This is a genomic window from Klebsiella sp. 1SOBk10mer (genome assembly GCF_046602535.1).
GTDB lineage: Bacteria > Pseudomonadota > Gammaproteobacteria > Enterobacterales > Enterobacteriaceae > Klebsiella > Klebsiella quasipneumoniae.
In genome coordinates this window covers 770,498-787,356 of record NZ_JBKIUP010000001.1, presented here as the reverse complement: position 1 = coordinate 787,356, position 16,859 = coordinate 770,498, and the positions used below count along the sequence as shown (strand labels likewise).

Here is a 16,859-nt window from a genome sequence, read left to right as displayed (position 1 = left end):
CCCCTCAGACCTTGGCCACCAGCGGACGACCCAGCAGCCCCTGCGGGCGAAAAATCAGGATCGCCACCAGCAGCGCAAAGGAAAAGACATCTTTGTAATCCGAATTCACCAGCCCGGCGAACTGGGCTTCGGCCACCCCAAGCAGCAGTCCGCCCAGCATCGCGCCCGGCAGCGAGCCAATCCCGCCCAACACCGCGGCGGTGAAGGCTTTGATGCCGATAATAAATCCGATGTAGAAGTCGAAGGTGCCGTAGTTCATGGTCACCAGCACCCCGGCCAGGCCGGCCATCGCCGCGCCGATGACAAACACCAGGGAGATCACCCGGTTGGTATTGATGCCAAGGATCGCCGCCATGCGCCGGTCCTGCTGGGTGGCACGGCAGATGCGCCCCAGCCGGGTGTACTGAATAATCCAGGTCAGGATCAGCATCCCCGCCAGCGCCGCGACGAGAATAAACACCTTGGTCCAGGTGATCTGCACCACCCCATCGCCCACCGTCATGCGCAGCGCGCCGCTAAGCAGCGTCGGGATCCCCTGCTGGTTCGGCCCCTGGCTCAGCTGGACATAGTTCTGTAGGATCAGCGACATCCCGATAGCCGAGATCAGCGGCGCCAGTCGCGTCGAGTTGCGCAGCGGCCGGTAGGCGATGCGCTCGATCGCCCAACCGTACACGCCGGTGACCACGATGGTGAACACCAGGGTGGCGAAAATCAGCAGCGGAAAGGAGTGGATCCCGAAGAAAGAGAGCAGCGCCAGGCCGATGGCGCACAGGTAGGCGGAGACCATATACACCTCGCCGTGGGCGAAGTTGATCATGCCGATGATCCCATACACCATGGTGTAGCCGATGGCGATTAAGCCGTACACCGCCCCCAGCGTCAACCCATTGATCAGTTGTTGTAGAAAAAACGCCGTCATAGCCCCTCCAGCCGCCAGGCCGACGGCCGCCGGGATGGGTACCCGGTCGACCGCCGTCATGTGACGATTCGCAAGTCAAAAGGACAGAACGTCCTCAGGTCGTGGCCGATCAGAGCTGGTGATATTTGCCCTTGTCATCCCACTGATAGACCACGTAGTCGGACACCTTGAGGTCGCCTTTGCCATCCCAGGCTTTCTTGCCCATCACCGTCTCGACGTCGTGGTTCTTCAGCCAGTCGCTGGCTTTGGCGTTATCGGTGCCGACGGCGTTCCAGGCCGCGGCAATAGCCTGAATGGAGGCGTAGGCGTAGAGGGTATAGCCTTCTGGCTCAAAGCCGCTGGCGCGGAACTTCTCGATCACCGCTTTGCCTTCCGGGAGGGTGCGCGGGTCCTGACCAAAGGTCATCAGCACGCCGTTGGTGAACTGCGGCCCGCCGGCGGCCGTCACCAGCTCCTCGGTGACGATACAGTCGCCGGAGAAGAATTTAGCCTGCACTCCCTGCTCGCGCATCTGGCGCACCAGCGGGCCGGCCTCAGGGTGGCAGCCGCCAAAGTAGACCACGTCCGGCTTGAGGGCGCCGATCTTGGTCACCAGGGCGTTAAAGTCTTTTTCACCGCGGGAGAGGCCTTCGTACAACACTTCTTTGGTGCCCCGCTTCGCAAGCGCTGCGCGGGTGGCATCGGCCAGCCCCTGGCCATAGGTGTCTTTATCATGGATGACGGCAATTTTCTTCGCCTTCAGCACGTCCAGCATATAGTTGGCGGCAATCGCCCCCTGCTGATCGTCGCGACCACACATGCGGAAGAGATCCTTCATACCGCGCTCGGTGATCTGTGGGTTGGTGGAGCCGGGGGTAATGGTCAGAATCCCGGCTTCGTCATACACCTCGGAGGCTGGCATCGTTGAGGAAGAGCAAAAGTGCCCCACCACGGCGGAGACTTTCGCTTCGTCCACCAGCCGGTTAGCCACCGCTACCGCCTGTTTCGGTTCGCACGCGTCATCCCCCTGCACCAGCACAATTTTTTCGCCTTTGATGCCGCCGGCGGCATTGATATCAGCCACCGCCTGCGAGGCCCCTTTCCAGTACTGGGCGCCGTAGGTAGCGTTGGGGCCGGTGAAGGGCCCGGCGACGCCGATCTTCACGTCAGCCTGGGCGTAAAAGGCCATGCTCATACAACCTGCTATCACAACATGAAGCGTCATTGTTTTCAGTTTCAAAGACATTCGGATATTCCTCAGCGATTTAGAGCCTGGCGTCATGGAATGACGCAGAAAATATCACTTACCGTGTGGTGCCGACGCAGGCGCAGCGCCAGGACGGCCAGGGTGGAAGAAGCAAAAATCCCGCCAGGTAGAGAGGGCGCGCCGGAGAGCGGACGCCCCGGTCGGTGCGCACGCGACGGCAACCCGTGCCGCATCCGGCAAGGGCGCATTCCCTTTCAGGTCAGGAGATTGGTTGCCATCACGTGGCGAGCCGGACAACGCGGTATCCGTACCGGCCCGTGAGCTAAACATAGATGCAGTTAGCGCTCGCTGCGCGCCAGCGTGGTGCAAAAATGCGAATATGATCAACAGTGGTGATTATTTTGTTGCGGTAATGTGAAGATGATAACAGGAGAGCCCGTTAAGGGCTCCCCTGTGGCCCGGCGGCCGCTCAGAGTTGGCTGGTGAACGTTCGGGAGATCACATCCTGCTGCTGCTCGCGGGTCAGCGCGTTAAAGCGGACCGCATAGCCGGAGACCCTGATCGTCAGATTCGGATACTGCTCCGGATGTTCTATCGCATCGAGCAGCTTTTCCCGGTTCAGCACATTGACGTTGAGATGCTGTCCCCCCTCCACCGTCTCCTCGTGATGGAAGTAGCCGTCCAGCAGCCCCACCAGGTTATTTTCCTGCGCCGACGGCGCTTTGCCGAGGGCCGCCGGCACGATGGAGAAGGTGTACGAGATGCCATCTTTGGCGTAGGTAAACGGCAGTTTCGCCACCGAGGTCAGCGACGCCACCGCCCCTTTGCGATCGCGGCCATGCATCGGATTGGCCCCCGGGGCGAACGGCGTCCCCGCCCGACGTCCGTCCGGCGTGTTGCCGGTTTTCTGCCCGTACACCACGTTGGAGGTGATGGTCAGGATCGACTGGGTCGGCACCGCCTGGCGCCAGGTGGGCAGCGCCTGAATTTTGCGCATAAAGCGCTCCACCAGGTCGCAGGCGATGGCATCGACGCGATCGTCGTTGTTGCCATACTGCGGATAATCCCCCTCAATGACAAAGTCCACCGCCAGCCCGTGATGGTCGCGTACCGGCTTCACCCGGGCGTACTTTATTGCCGACAGCGAATCCGCCGCCACCGACAGGCCGGCGATGCCACAGGCCATCGTGCGGTAAACGTCGCGGTCGTGGAGGGCCATCAGCGCCGCCTCGTAGCTGTATTTATCATGCATGCAGTGGATGATGTTCAGCGCGCTGATGTACTGCACCGCCAGCCAGTCCATAAAGTGGTCGAGGCTGGCCATCACGGTGTCGTAGTCCAGCACCTCATCGCGCAGCGGCGCGGTTTTCGGCCCCACCTGGATCTTCAGTTTCTCATCCATCCCGCCGTTAATTGCGTAGAGCAACGTTTTGGCCAAATTGGCGCGGGCGCCGAAGAACTGCATCTGCTTGCCGATGACCATCGGGCTGACGCAGCAGGCGATGGCGTAGTCGTCGCTGTGGAAATCGCTGCGCATCAGATCGTCGTTCTCATACTGCAGCGACGAGGTGGCGATAGAGACCCGGGCGGCGTATTTTTTAAACGCCACCGGCAGCGCCTGCGACCAGAGCACGGTCAGGTTGGGCTCCGGCGCCGGGCCCATGGTGTGCAGGGTATGCAGATAGCGGAAGGTGGTTTTGCTGACCAGGGTGCGACCATCCAGCCCCATGCCGCCCAGCACTTCCGTCGCCCAGATGGGATCCCCGGAGAACAGCGAATCAAATTCCGGGGTGCGCAGGAAACGCACCATGCGGATCTTCATGATAAAGTGGTCAATCAGCTCCTGGGCCTGCTCCTCATTCAGTAAGCCGGCGCGCAGATCGCGTTCAATATAGATGTCGAGGAAGGTGGCCGTGCGCCCCAGCGACATGGCGCCGCCGTTCTGCGACTTCACTGCCGCCAGGTAGGCGAAGTAGAGCCACTGTACCGCCTCACGGGCAGTGCGCGCCGGGTGGGAAATATCGCAGCCGTAGCGGGCCGCCATCTCCTCCATCTGCAGCAGCGCGCGCCGCTGTTCGGCCAGCTCTTCGCGCAGGCGCAGGGTGGCCTCCAGCGCCTCGCCGCGCTCCAGGGCTGGCTGCAGGTCGGCAAACTGCAGCTCACGTTCGCGGACCAGAAAGCGAATGCCGTACAGCGCCACGCGGCGGTAATCGCCGATGATCCGTCCGCGACCGTAGCCGTCCGGCAGCCCGGTCAGCACCCCGGATTTACGGCAGCGCAGCATATCCGGGGAATAGACGTCAAAAACGCCCTGATTGTGGGTCTTGCGCAGCGCCGTAAACTGATACTCAAAGTCAGGATCCATTTCGCGACCATAGGCCTCGAAGGCGCTTTTGATCATATTGATGCCGCCAAAGGGATGCAGAGCGCGCTTCAGCGGCTGGTCCGTTTGCAGGCCGACGATCTTTTCCAGCGGCTGGTTGATATAGCCCGCCGCGTGGGCGGTGATGGAGGTAGCGACATTGGTGTCGAAATCCACCGGCGCATGGGTGGCGTTCTCGACGCGGATCCCGGCCATCACCTGCTCCCAGAGGGCGGTGGTGGCCGGCGTCGCGTCGGCGAGGAAAGACTCATCGCCCTCGTAAGGGGTGTAGTTATGCTGAATAAAGTCGCGAACGTTAATCTGCGTTTGCCACGCCGTACCGCGAAAGCCCTGCCAGGCGTCGGCGTGTTGTGCGTCGTGGGTGTCGATATCTACTTTCATGAACATCGTCTCTCTACAGAATAAAAAAATCAGGCCAGCGCCGCCGCGGTGTGGATCCGGCCTAAGCGGATCGCATCGAGGGCAATCATGCGCTCTTCATTGGTGGGGATAACCGCACAGCGCACCCGGCTGCCGTCGGCGGAGATCAGACGCTCGCCGTCCGAATTGGGCTGCTGGTTGCGGGCGGCGTCCATCTCAAGGCCAAAGACCGCCAGCCGCTCGCTTACCAGCCGGCGGATCAGCACCGAGTTTTCGCCAATCCCGCCGGTAAAAATAATGCCGTCGAGACGCTGCAGCGCGGCGGCGTGGCCGGCGATATGGCGGGCGATGCGATGGACGAAGGTTTTGATCGCCAGGCGGGCGCGGGCATGGCCCTCATGCCAGGCCTGCTCCAGCACCCGCAGGTCGGAGGAAAGGCCGGAGATCCCCAGCAGGCCGGAGGCGGTGTTGGCCACCCGCTCCAGGTCACTGAGGGTCTGCCGGGTTTCCGCGGCAATCCACGCCATGGCGCCGAAGTCGACATCGCCGCTGCGGGTGCCCATCATCAGCCCCTCCAGCGGCGTCATCCCCATCGAGGTGTCCACGCTGCGGCCGTTGCGCACCGCGCAGACCGAGGCGCCATTGCCCAGGTGGGCGATCACCAGACCGCTCTCCTGCTCCGGCAACCCGAGCAGCGCCAGGGCGCGCCGGGAGACATAGCGGTGCGAGGTGCCGTGGAAGCCATAGCGGCGCACCCCGAGATTCTGGTAATACTCCCACGGCAGACCATAGAGAAAAGCTTCCGGGGCCAGGGTCTGGTGAAAGCTGGTATCAAAGACCGCCACCTGCATCACCTCCGGGAACAGCCGCTGCGCCGAGGCGATGCCGCTGAGGCTGGCGTAGTTATGCAGGGGGGCCAGGGAGGACACCTGGCGAATATTGTCGATAACCTCCTCGCTGATAATGACCGACTCGGTGAAGTGGTCGCCGCCGTGGGCGACGCGGTGGCCAATCAGGGCCACGCTGCCGATGAGGTCGCGTTGGGCTAATGCCCCGGCAATCGCCTGGAGGGCGCCTTCGTAGCCGCGCGGCGCCAGCGCCACCGGTTTGCCGCCGTTAAGCGAGAGAGACGCCTGGTCTGCGTTGATGCCCTCGGCCACGCCGTTGAGCAGGCAGTCGCAGCTGGCGGCGTCCAGCACGGAAAATTTGATCGACGACGAGCCGCAGTTGATCACCAGAACTACCGGAAATTCAGTCATGTTGTACTCCGCGTGGCCTGAGCCGGATTAGAACAGTTTGTAAACGATGTTGAGGATGGTCAGCAGACCAATAGCGGTCACAAAGAGGTTGTCGAGACGGCCACGGTATTTGGCCAGCGAAGGCGCTTTACGAATGGCGTACATCGGCAGCAGGCACAGCAGCGAGGCGATAATCGGCGCGCCCATGGCCTCAATCAGGTCGAGGATATTGGGGTTGGCATACGCCACCACCCAAGTCGAGCCCATGATGAACACCATGCTCAGGGTATTGAGCTTGCCGCTGGAGACGCGGGTTTTATCCCCTTTATAGCCGAAGCGCAGGATCAGCCCGTTCAGCCCCTCGAGCGTGCCGAGATAGTGGCCGAAGAACGATTTGAAGATGGCCACCAGGGCGATAATCGACGCGCCATATTCCAGCAGGGTGGCAAAGGTGGATTTAGTGCCCGACATCGAGGCAAAGTGATTCGCCAGATAGGAGAGCACCGGGATATTCTGCGCCTTGGCGTCCGCCATGTTCTGCGGCGAGAGGGTAAACAGGCAGCTGAAGGCGAAGAACATCACCACCGCCACCATCAGCATGCTGGCCCGGGAGATAATCTGCGAACATTTTTGTTCGGTGTACTCCCGGCCAAACTGCGCTTCATACTCTTCGCGTTTGGAGACCACAAACGAGGAGACGATCGGCGAGAAGTTGAAGGAGAACACCATAATGGAGATGCCCAGCCATACTGTCACCAGAATGCCGTCATGACCGGTTAAGGCGATATCGCTGAGGTTCACCTGGTCAATCACCGCGCTATTCCAGTAAGGGATCAGAGACAGGGAGATCACCACCAGGCTGGCGATAAACGGCCACACCAGATAGCTCATCACCTTGACCATCAGGTCTTTACCAAACCAGATGACAAACGCCATCAGCAGCAGCAGGAGCAGCGCCACCACCCCGCGGTTGAGGGCCGGCATCTGTAGCTGGTTCTCCCAGAAGGTCATGAAGGTATTGGTGATCGTGACGCCATAAATCCACAGCAGCGGGCAGATGGCGAAGAAGTACAGAAAGGTGATCACCACCCCGCCGGTTTTGCCAAAATGCTCTTCCACTGTTTCGGTGATATTGCCGGAGGGGTTAGCCCCCGACAGGCACAGCCGCGCCAGCGCCCGATGGCAATAGAAGGCAATGGGATAGGCCAGCACCAGCATCACCAGGATCGGGATCAGCCCGCCGAAGCCGGCGCGGATGGGGAAAAACAGTACCCCGGCGCCGATAGCGGTGCCAAACAGGCCCAGGGTCCAGGTGGTGTCAGATTTACGCCAGGACGAAAGGCTTGTCTGGCTGGATGCAATGCTCTCAGTCGTACTCATATCCTGTCCTCACTTCTGTATTGAATTAAGCGTCAACAAAACCCGTAATTTGCGAGACCCGCGAGAGATCGATATTGCCGCCGGAAATCAGGCTGACCGTTTTGCGGTTCTGGATATAGCTGTCTAATTTGCCGCTTAATAACGCGGCGCAGGCCAAGGCCCCGGCCCCTTCGGTGATCACTTTATTGCGCTGAATTAAGGCGACCATGCTCTGGCGAATGTCGTCCTCACTGACGAGGACGATGTCATCCACCAGCTGGCGGGCGATTTCATAGGTCAGTTTCCCCGGGCGGGCGACATCGCAGCCATCGGCTAAAGTGCCGGCGTGGCGATGGCTGGTGATCTCTCCGGCGTACCAGGAGGCGGCCATACCGTGAACATTCTCCGACTGCACGCCGATAATACGGATCGTCGGGTTAATGGATTTAATCGCAATCGCGATGCCGGCAATTAAGCCACCGCCGCCAATCGGCACGATGACATTATCCACGTCATACAGATCTTCTAATATTTCGAGACCGATGGTGCCCTGCCCGGCAATAACCTGCGGGTCGTCATAGGGGGGAATAAAAATACGGCCTTCAAGTTCAACAATATCGCTGGCTTTGGCGAGGGTATCGTTAAAATTATCGCCATGCAGCACCACCTCCGCTGAATAATCGCAGGTGGCGGCGACTTTCGATTTCGGCGCCCCTTTCGGCATCACCACTTTCCCGTCAATGCCGAGCATGGCGCAGGAGAGCGAGACGCCCTGGGCGTGGTTGCCCGCTGAGCAGGCCACCACCCCTTTGCGTTTTTCCGCCGCGGTTAACCCGCTGAGCTTATTAAAGGCGCCGCGAATTTTAAATGAGCCCGTGCGCTGCATATTTTCGAATTTAAGAAATATTCCCCCCTTGCAGCGTTCGCTAAAATAATTCGAACGCGGCATACCCGTTTTATATATTTTTCCTGCCAGGCGTTGTTTCGCTTCGAGAATATCGTTAATCGATACCGGAAGATCGTAGGTAATATGCATGATGGCCTCTGTTTCTTAAGATAAAGTCAATAACCGGGCGTCATCCTGCTGATAACAGCGAGGATGGGTGTTGGGTTATTTAATAACTATCAGTCAGGCAATTTCTATTGGCTGCCAGTGGCGGTTGCCCTGCCCCGATGAGTACTGTTTCGCCATCTCCACCAGCGACGCCGCCGCGGTTTTCAGCCGGTAATTTTTCGACCACACCGCCGCATAGCGCGCCACCGGCAAGGCCTCTTTAATGGGGATGGTGACAAACTGGCTCGAGCCGAACGGCGTGGTCATGTCGCAGGGAATGACCGTCAAAAAATCGGCATTGAGCACCAGGTTATAGATCGTCACCACCGAATCGGTATTGACGATATTTTCACGGCGGATGCCGCTGCGCTGCAGGGTGGTCAGCAGTTCGCTGTAGTAACCCATATTGGTCTCCGGCAGCACCCACTGCTCGTGCTGGAGCGAGGCCAGGCGGACGGTGCCGTTGCCGATCCGCGCCCGGTTCGCCACCAACACAAACTCAGACTCAAACAGCGGCTCGACGTGCAGGTCCTGCAGCTTCATCTCATCGCTCAGCGTCCCGATGGCGAAGTCGAGGCGGCCGTCGCGGATTGCCGGCAAAAAGGCGGAGAGCTGCGCCTCATACATTGAGACCCGCGCCTTGGGGAAGGTCATTTTGAACTGATGCACCATCTCCGACATAAAGGTAAACCCCACCAGCGAGGGGAAACCAAAGGAGACATCCACTACCGTGCTGTTGGTCAGGGCATTCATTTCATTGACCATATTTTTCATTTCACGGGTGATTGTCTCTGACCAGTTAAGAAATACCTGCCCGGCCTCGGTGAGCGAGACGCCGGTATTTCGCCGAACGATTAACTCGCTGCCAAAATAGCTTTCCATGTCGCCAATGATTTTACTGACCGCCGGCTGAGTGAGTCCTAACGCTTTTGCTCCAGCCCCGATTGACCCGCTGCGGATCACTTCCTGGAAAACCACCAGATGCTGAGTTTTAGGCAGAGAAAAAGTATTCATCACGTCTCGCTTTCATTCCTTTGTTGACGGCGGAAAGTGTAACAAATCGCGATCACCGGGTTATGTGAGAGCTCTCACAAAGGCTCCGCCGCGGCGGATGAGCAAGAGTCACAAGTCAGAATAAATAAATTAAAATCAATACATTAAAAGCATCATGAACGCTATTTGCACGCCTTTTGTCGTGACCGAATGCGGGGATAAAAATAATTGATGGCAATAACATCGACGGCAGAATGGCGATAAAAAATACGCCTTTTGCACGCTATTTAACCAACGCTGTCAGGGTGAGAAGAGAGCCGAAAATTAAATTAATGCTGTAAAGAATAAAAAGCAGACGTAATCAACGCCCTTATTTAACGACAAGTCGGTTTGGCATCACATTTTATCTGCGGCGGGCGGGAAAAGGGCACAGGCATTATTTACATCAAAGAAACATTATATTCACAATTTAGTTTTTCTTGTGCGGCGGACGGTACGGCTTTTTCCGCCCTATCGCAGGCGGTCATACTTTGATTAAAATCAACCCTGGTAATTTATTTTTTACGGTGGCCGCTTGAGAGTCATTTGTGTTGCCGATCACAAATCCATAAAACAACCTTCCGGCTTTTCTTCCACCGCAACTGATTAACCAGCTTTTCACTATGCAAATGCAAATAACGTATTTGCCCTCCCCGCAGGCGCTCTGTAGTTTGAGCCAGGATCCCGGCGCTACTTTATCCGGGTCAGGACTTTATTATTCAGAGTGTTGAATTCCACCATGATTAAATTAACGCATCTTTGCAAAACCTACCCAGGCAGCGCCCAGCCGGCCATTCGCAACCTCAGTCTGGATATTGATCATGGCGAATTCTGCACCTTCGTCGGCCCGAGCGGCTGCGGAAAAACGACTATCCTGCGCATGATTAACCAGCTGGATATTCCCGACAGCGGCGACGTCTATATTCAGGGCGTCCGCCTCGCTGACGCTGATATTATCCAGGTCCGCCGCCAGATCGGCTTCGTGATGCAAAGCGCCGCGCTCTTTCCCCATCGTACCGTGGCGCAAAATATCGCCACCGTACCGCGGCTGGCGGGCTGGAGCAAAGCGCGGATCCGCGCGCGCATTGACGAACTGGTGGCGCTGATGTCGCTCGACAGCCATCTGCTGCACCGCTATCCGCATCAGCTCTCCGGCGGCCAGCAGGGACGCGTAGCCATCGCCCGTGCCATCGCCGCCGATCCGCCGATTTTACTGATGGATGAGCCCTTCGCCGCCATCGACCCGGTGGTCCGTGAACGCCTCCAGGACGAGCTGTTGCTGTTGCAGCAGCGGCTGCAGAAAACCATTGTACTGGTGACCCACGACATCAATGAAGCGATCCGTCTCGGCGATAAAATCGCCATTTTCCAGGAAGGCGGCGTGCTGGCGCAGTTTGATACCCCCGACCGTATTCTGGCCCACCCGGCAAGCGAGTTCGTGCGCCGCTTTATTGGTCCGGAACCCAATCTGAAGCGGCTGGGCATGATACAGGTCGGCCAGCTGCCGCGTCACGATGTCCCCCTGCTCGACGAAGCGCTAACGCCGATCGCCAGCGCCCATCCACCGCTGGCCAGCCCGCTGCGCCTGGTGCTTGACCGCCAGCGACGCCCGCTGCACTGGTTTGATCCGCTGCGGGGTCTCACCCTGCCGGTGGAGCGCCCGCTCGCCAGCAGCCACAGCCTGCGTTTTGCCTATAGCGCGCTGCTCGACGTGGCGACCGGCGTGCTGGTGCATGTGGATGGCGAAGGACAATACCAGGGGGCGGTGTCTCACGCCCTGCTGCAGCAAGTGCTCGACGGCGCGGTGGGGGTGAGACCTCATGATTGACTGGGGCTGGGTTATCGATAACCGCGCGATGATCGGCGATCTCCTCTGGCAGCATGCGCGGATGGTCCTGCTGGCGCTACTTTTCGGCTCCCTGCTCACCGGCGGCCTGTTAGCCATTACCCTGCGCTGGCCCGCGACGGCGCAGCCGCTCATCACCCTTTGCGGCGTGCTGTTTACCATTCCCTCGCTGGCGCTATTTATTTTATTGCTGCCGTTTACCGGGCTGTCGCTGACTACCTCGCTGATTGGCCTGACGCTGTACTCGTTGCTGATCCTGTTGCGCAACATGCTGGCCGGCATAGAAAAGCTGCCACAGGCGGCGCTGGAGTCGGCGCGGGCGCTCGGCTACACCCGGGGATTCCGCTTCTTCGATATCGAGCTGTGGCTGCTGCTGCCCTCCTTGTTTGCCGGGCTGCGCATTGCCTCGGTAACGCTGGTCGGCCTGGTCACCGTCACCGCGCTGATCGGCCAGGGCGGGCTGGGACAGCTGCTGCTGGCGGGTTTTAATCAGGACTTTCTGACGCCGATTATCGTCAGCCTGGTCCTGAGCCTGCTGCTGTCGCTGGTCTTTGACGGGCTGATCGCCCGTCTCGGCGACTGGCTAACGCCGTGGACGAAATGATGACACTGCTTCTCGCCACCTTTCACTGGTTGACCCAGCCGGAGCACTGGCTGGGCGACGAGGGCATCCTGCTGCGCCTGGGCCAACACCTTTATTACGTGCTGGTCAGCATGGCCGTGGCCTGCGCCATTGCCCTGCCGCTTGGTATCGCCCTGGGCTACTGGCGCAAAGGCGCCTTCGTGGTGATCAACCTGTTTAATCTTGGCCGCGCCATCCCTTCGTTAGGGCTGATTTTATTATGCATCATCGTTTTTGGCTTTAACGATATCCCGGTGCTGGCGGCGCTTATCGCGCTTTCTATTCCGCCGATTCTCACTAACACCTGGGTGGGGATTTATCACGCCGACCGCCCGCTGTGCGATGCGGCCATCGCGCTGGGCATGACCCCCTGGCAAAGCCTGTGGCAGGTGCGGATCCCGCTGGCGGCGCCGCTGATCCTCGCCGGAGTGCGCACCGCGCTGGTTCAGCTTATCGCCACGGCGGTGGTCGCAGCCTATGCCGGTCTGGGCGGGTTGGGACGATTTCTGATCGACGGACTCGGGCAACGGGATATCCCGCAGGTGATCGGCGGCTCGCTGGTGGTTTCCCTGCTGGCGATAGGCGGCGAACTGCTTTTCGCCCGCTGCGCCGGCCGCCTGGTTCATCGCCGTATTGCCGCGCCTTATTAGCGTGACACTGACATGACCCCAGCGCCTGGCGCTGATTAACCTGAAAATAAAAGAGGTATTATGAAGCAATTATTTGGCAAGGCCGTCACCGCCCGTCGATTTCGTCTCTCGTTGCTGGCCGCCGGGCTGTTCAGCCTGAGCGTTTACACCTATGCCGCCAGCGTCACGGTGGGCGGGGCCAACTTTACCGAAAGTTCCATTCTCGCCAACATCTACGCCAGCGCGCTAAAGAAAAATCATATCGAGGCCAACACCCGTCTCAACCTCGGCAACCGGGAAATTATTATTCCGGCGCTGCAGAGCGGTGAGATCGATATCGTTCCGGAATATCTTGGCGCCCTGCTCAATTTCTATAACGGCAAAACCGAGGCCACCAGCCAGCAGGACGTCAGCGCTGAGTTGGCTCAGGTCCTGCCTGCCGATTTCACTCTGTTGAACCCGGCCCCGGCCACCTCGATCACCGCCTGGGCGGTACGTGCCGAGACCGCGGGGAAATACCATCTGCGCACCCTCTCCGACCTGAAGCCCGTCGCCCCGCAGTTGGTGATCGGCGGACCGCCGGAGCTGGCGGTACGCGCCCTGGGCCTGCCGGGGCTGAAACGCGTCTATGGTCTTGAGTTCAAAGCGGTGAAATCGCTGGACATGGGCGGGCCGCTGACCCGGCTGGCGCTCAATTCGGGCAAAATCGATGTCGCGACGGTCGTCTCCACCCAGGGCAATCTGGCGAAGGAGAAATGGGTGGTTCTGGAAGATGATAAACATGAGCAACCGAGTCAGAACGTGGTGCCGCTGGTGCGCAAAGCCAGTCTGACGCCGGAGATCGGCGCCGTGCTCAATGAGGTCTCCGGCAAACTGGACAATGCCACGCTGATTGCCCTCAACCAGCAGGTAGATCTTCAGCATAAAGATCCAGCGGCCGTCGCCGACCAGTGGGTTAATGCCAACCTATCCCAACACTGACCTTCACTCCGCCACGGATGGCGTTCAGCCGCGAGTCCACGCTATGTCTACCCGACACATGATCCTGAACCTGTTCTTTTATAACCCACAGGGGGATTACCGTTTCTCCTGGCGTCACCCTGACGCGCCTGAAGCGGACATATTTACCCTCAACTATTACGCCAGTCTGGCGCGCAAGGCCGAAGCGGCGACCCTCGACGCTATCTTTGTCGCCGACCATATCGCGGTGTGGGATACGGTGCCCAGCGGCCTGACCCACTACGCCAACGCCCGGCTTGAACCCCTGACGCTGCTCTCCGCCCTCGCCGCGGTGACGGAGCATATCGGCCTGATGGCCACCGCGTCCACTTCCTATAACGAACCCTATAACCTGGCTCGCTACTTTGCCTCGCTGGATTTCCTCAGCAATGGCCGGGCAAGCTGGAATGTGGTCACGTCGTGGCTGGAAGAAGAAGCAGCAAACTTCGGTCTGGAGCAGCTTCCCCGCCACGGCACGCGCTACCAGCGGGCCAATGAATTCATCGACGTGGTCACTCGTCTGTGGGATTCCTGGGAAGATGGCGCGGCGATCTTCGATAAAGCGCGCGGATTATTTGCCGATGCCGACAAGGTGCATCATCTCGAGTATCAGGGCGAGTACTTTCGCGTGCGCGGCCCGCTCAACGTCCCTCGCCCGCCGCAGGGCCATCCACTGCTGGTGCAGGCCGGCTCTTCGGAAGCAGGGAAAGCGCTGGCCGCCGCCTGGTCCGATATGCACTTCGTGTTTATTCACTCGATCGCCGAGGGGCTGGCCTATCGCGAAGAGATGAATCAACGGCTGCGCCAGCACGGGCGCGATCCGGCCCATTTCAAAATCATCGCCGGGGTCCTGCCGGTGGTGGTGAACTCCGACGAGGAGAAGGCGGCCCGCCAGCAGCTTAACGAACAGCTGATGAGCGACCAGATGGCTATCGATCTGCTCTCCTCTTATCTTCGAATGGATCTCAGCGCCCTGCCGAGGGACCAGCCCCTGCCGCCGCTCCCTGATGAAGAGAGCTTTGACGGCATCCGTACCGCGCTGAAGCTTATCCGCCAGTACGATCCGCGGCTCACTCTGCTGGAGTTGGGGAAGTTGTTATTACAGAGTTCTGATAGCTGGCTGCTGCTGGGCAGCGCCGAGGAGATTGCCGCCACCTTAACGGAGACCTGGCAGGCGGGCGCCGCCGATGGGTTCAACCTGATGTTCCCGCTGCTGCCGGGAGACTTTGACCGCTTTGTTGACCAGGTGGTGCCGCTTCTGCAGCGTAACGGCGTCATGCGTGACCGCTATCCGCCCGGCACCCTGCGTGAAAAGCTCGGTCTGCCGGCGGTGGCAAACCGCTTCACCGCCCCTTCCCGCCCCGCGTTACCGCCGACGCCGTAGTCTGCCATGACCCGCCCCGGCGCAGATCGCTGGCCGGGGCATTTTACCTATAGCTGGCTGACTCCCTGCGCCGCGGCCTCATCCCGCCACGCCAGCAGCGGAGCATAGGCCTCCCGCGACATATCGCTATAGCCGCAGATCAGCAAGGCGTCGCACAGGGAACGATAGCGCGCATCGCTCACTAACTGCTGGAGCGCCTCGCGCAGGCTGTTCAGCGTCGAAGCCGGGGTGGCGCTGGCAGTGATCAGCGGCAGCCCTGGCGCGTCCGGGCTCCAGCCGATCGCCACCAGTCCTGCCAGGGCCTGCGGCTGATGTCGCTGCAGCAGAGCGTAGGTCACACAGTCGATGGCGGCGATATCGGCGTTTTCCTGCTGCAGCTCGCGCAGCGATTGCCGATGGCTGCCGCTAAACACCACAGCCGAAAAAAATCGCCCCTCCCGCGAGAGCGGCGCGACCATTTTGCGCAGCACGTTGTAGCCGGACTGCGAGTGCTCGGCATTGCACACGGCCCGGCGGCCAAAAAAGTCCGCCAGCATCCGGTGACTATCCGCTTCGCGGACCACCAGCAGGCTGCGGTAGCGGCGCCCTTCGCAACCGGGCGCGGCGTAGTGGAAGCAGCCCACCGTCTGCACCTCCGGCAGCTGGGTCACCAGCGGATAGCCACAGGTCTGACTCAGCAACAGCCTCGGCTGACGCCAGTGGGCCAGCAGATCCTCGGGGTCATCCGCCGGCGGGTCCCCCGCCACCATCACGCCGCGTTCCGCCAGCAGCGACTGTACCGCCTGCCACAGAGCCTGGGTCTGTTGACGGTGGATGGCATACATCGGAAAGGTCATGCGTTCAGCCATGTTCTCCTCCCGCCTGCGCCTGCTCGCCAAAGCCCGGATGGGCGTTCACCGCCACCGCCCGGCGGCTAAAATGGCGTCGCCACTCACCGTACCCACGCACCAGGAACCCCTGATTACGCTGCAGATAGGCCGTCTGGCGATGCAGATACAGCTGACGTAAAGCGTACCAGGGAACCCCTGGCAGGTCATGATGCACCGCATGGTAGTTGAGATTGAGGAACAGCACTCGCCAGGGGAGCCCGGCCTCGTTGATCACCGAGCGGGCCAGCGGGTCATCCGCGGCCCGGTGTTCGAGAAAAGAGCGCACTTTGGTCAGGGCCAGCGCCGGGTAGCTCACCGCCAGCACAAACCACAGCGGGGATAAACCCTGCGCCGCCATCCAGGCCAGCAGGCCCGTCAGCAGCAACAGATGCAGGCTCCACATGGCGATGGCGCGGTGGTCGCCCTCGCGGAAAGCCCGCAGCGCGCTGCGCAGGGTGTGAACGATATCCATCAGCGGCGCCAGCAGCAGACGCCCCCAGAAGGTATTGCGCAGGTGGATAAGGCGGCGTTGCCAGGCTGAGAAGCGCTGCCAGCTTTCCGCGGTCACGTAGTACGATTCGGGATCATCCTCGGGGTGCGTCAGCAGATGGTTGCGATGGTGCGCCAGATGGCTGTCGCGATAGACGCCATAGGGATACCAGACCGCCAGCGGCAGCGTCCCCAGCAGCTGGTTAAACCATGCCAGCCGGGTGGGATGCCCATGGATCAGCTCATGCTGTAAGGACATATACCAGGCGGTAAACCAGATCAGCAGCAGCGTGGCCGGAAACAGGCCCAGCGTCCGCCAGCCCGCCACGCAGGCAAACCAGCCGCCGTAAACCGTCACCAACAGCAGCCAGGTCGGCAGCTCGCTGCGCCACAGCCAGCTGCGCGCCAGCTGGCGGATCAGGATGCGCTGTTGGTCATCCACATAGACAGCCGTCTTCTTTTCCGTCACTTCCGATACCTTGCCGTGTTG

The 16,859-nt window shown here is 60.2% G+C and carries 16 protein-coding genes; 7 read left to right on the top strand and 9 right to left on the bottom strand.

Annotated elements, in window-relative coordinates; all coding sequences use genetic code 11:
• Window positions 1–4: 4 nt before the first annotated feature.
• Window positions 5–919: an ABC transporter permease subunit gene (locus ACLH1I_RS03755; RefSeq protein ID WP_096833398.1), complete on the bottom strand. Its 915-nt coding sequence runs from the start codon at window positions 917–919 to the stop codon at window positions 5–7.
• Between the two features lie 109 nt (window positions 920–1,028).
• Window positions 1,029–2,087, bottom strand: coding sequence for a branched-chain amino acid ABC transporter substrate-binding protein (locus ACLH1I_RS03750; RefSeq protein WP_025999207.1), 1,059 nt, complete (start codon window positions 2,085–2,087; stop codon window positions 1,029–1,031).
• Between the two features lie 289 nt (window positions 2,088–2,376).
• On the opposite strand from ACLH1I_RS03750, the gene ACLH1I_RS03745 reads away from it, so the two are divergent.
• Complete coding sequence (locus ACLH1I_RS03745) at window positions 2,377–2,523, top strand: hypothetical protein (RefSeq protein WP_032425919.1); 147 nt, start codon at window positions 2,377–2,379, stop codon at window positions 2,521–2,523.
• Between the two features lie 51 nt (window positions 2,524–2,574).
• Here ACLH1I_RS03745 and pflB read toward each other — a convergent pair whose 3' ends face one another.
• The 5 genes from pflB to tdcA all read right to left on the bottom strand — a co-directional run bounded on the left by pflB (window position 2,575) and on the right by tdcA (window position 9,513).
• Window positions 2,575–4,869 carry a formate C-acetyltransferase gene (gene pflB / locus ACLH1I_RS03740; RefSeq protein WP_151628864.1) on the bottom strand — a complete coding sequence of 765 codons (2,295 nt, stop codon included), beginning with the start codon at window positions 4,867–4,869 and terminating at the stop codon, window positions 2,575–2,577.
• Window positions 4,870–4,898: 29 nt separating this feature from the next.
• The gene (gene tdcD / locus ACLH1I_RS03735) at window positions 4,899–6,107 is read right to left on the bottom strand and encodes a propionate kinase (protein WP_085845992.1); all 1,209 of its coding nucleotides are present in this window, start codon (window positions 6,105–6,107) and stop codon (window positions 4,899–4,901) included.
• 27 nt (window positions 6,108–6,134) lie between these two features.
• Window positions 6,135–7,466: a threonine/serine transporter TdcC gene (gene tdcC / locus ACLH1I_RS03730; protein WP_004203264.1), complete on the bottom strand. Its 1,332-nt coding sequence runs from the start codon at window positions 7,464–7,466 to the stop codon at window positions 6,135–6,137.
• Window positions 7,467–7,491: 25 nt separating this feature from the next.
• Window positions 7,492–8,481 (bottom strand): bifunctional threonine ammonia-lyase/L-serine ammonia-lyase TdcB, encoded by a 990-nt coding sequence (gene tdcB / locus ACLH1I_RS03725; RefSeq protein WP_057215977.1) that lies wholly within the window; start codon window positions 8,479–8,481, stop codon window positions 7,492–7,494.
• Between the two features lie 93 nt (window positions 8,482–8,574).
• A complete protein-coding gene (tdcA, locus tag ACLH1I_RS03720) occupies window positions 8,575–9,513 on the bottom strand; it encodes a transcriptional regulator TdcA (protein WP_004203266.1) in 939 nt (312 codons plus the stop codon).
• A gap of 197 nt (window positions 9,514–9,710) precedes the next feature.
• Between tdcA and ACLH1I_RS03715 the strand changes: the two genes are divergently transcribed.
• The 6 genes from ACLH1I_RS03715 (at window position 9,711) to ACLH1I_RS03690 (ending at window position 15,011) form a co-directional block, all read left to right on the top strand.
• Window positions 9,711–9,833, top strand: coding sequence for a hypothetical protein (locus tag ACLH1I_RS03715; protein WP_032447029.1), 123 nt, complete (start codon window positions 9,711–9,713; stop codon window positions 9,831–9,833).
• A 437-nt stretch (window positions 9,834–10,270) separates the two neighbouring features.
• Complete coding sequence (locus ACLH1I_RS03710) at window positions 10,271–11,359, top strand: ABC transporter ATP-binding protein (protein ID WP_017899866.1); 1,089 nt, start codon at window positions 10,271–10,273, stop codon at window positions 11,357–11,359.
• Window positions 11,352–11,981, top strand: a complete 630-nt coding sequence (locus ACLH1I_RS03705) for an ABC transporter permease (RefSeq protein WP_004203268.1) — start codon at window positions 11,352–11,354, stop codon at window positions 11,979–11,981. The genes ACLH1I_RS03710 and ACLH1I_RS03705 overlap by 8 nt, the downstream gene beginning before the upstream one ends.
• Entirely contained in the window at window positions 11,981–12,649 is a 669-nt protein-coding gene (locus tag ACLH1I_RS03700; RefSeq protein WP_004203269.1) for an ABC transporter permease, read from the top strand. The genes ACLH1I_RS03705 and ACLH1I_RS03700 overlap by 1 nt, the downstream gene beginning before the upstream one ends.
• Before the next feature lie 60 nt (window positions 12,650–12,709).
• Complete coding sequence (locus ACLH1I_RS03695) at window positions 12,710–13,609, top strand: ABC transporter substrate-binding protein (protein WP_062914099.1); 900 nt, start codon at window positions 12,710–12,712, stop codon at window positions 13,607–13,609.
• A complete protein-coding gene (locus tag ACLH1I_RS03690; protein ID WP_306052944.1) occupies window positions 13,587–15,011 on the top strand; it encodes an LLM class flavin-dependent oxidoreductase in 1,425 nt (474 codons plus the stop codon). Before ACLH1I_RS03695 ends, ACLH1I_RS03690 begins: the two co-directional genes overlap by 23 nt.
• A gap of 47 nt (window positions 15,012–15,058) precedes the next feature.
• Here the strand turns inward: ACLH1I_RS03690 and ACLH1I_RS03685 are convergent, their stop codons facing one another.
• Window positions 15,059–15,859 (bottom strand): phosphate/phosphite/phosphonate ABC transporter substrate-binding protein, encoded by an 801-nt coding sequence (locus ACLH1I_RS03685; RefSeq protein WP_004203279.1) that lies wholly within the window; start codon window positions 15,857–15,859, stop codon window positions 15,059–15,061.
• Entirely contained in the window at window positions 15,852–16,838 is a 987-nt protein-coding gene (locus ACLH1I_RS03680; protein WP_074384497.1) for a fatty acid desaturase, read from the bottom strand. Before ACLH1I_RS03680 ends, ACLH1I_RS03685 begins: the two co-directional genes overlap by 8 nt.
• Window positions 16,839–16,859: the final 21 nt, after the last annotated feature.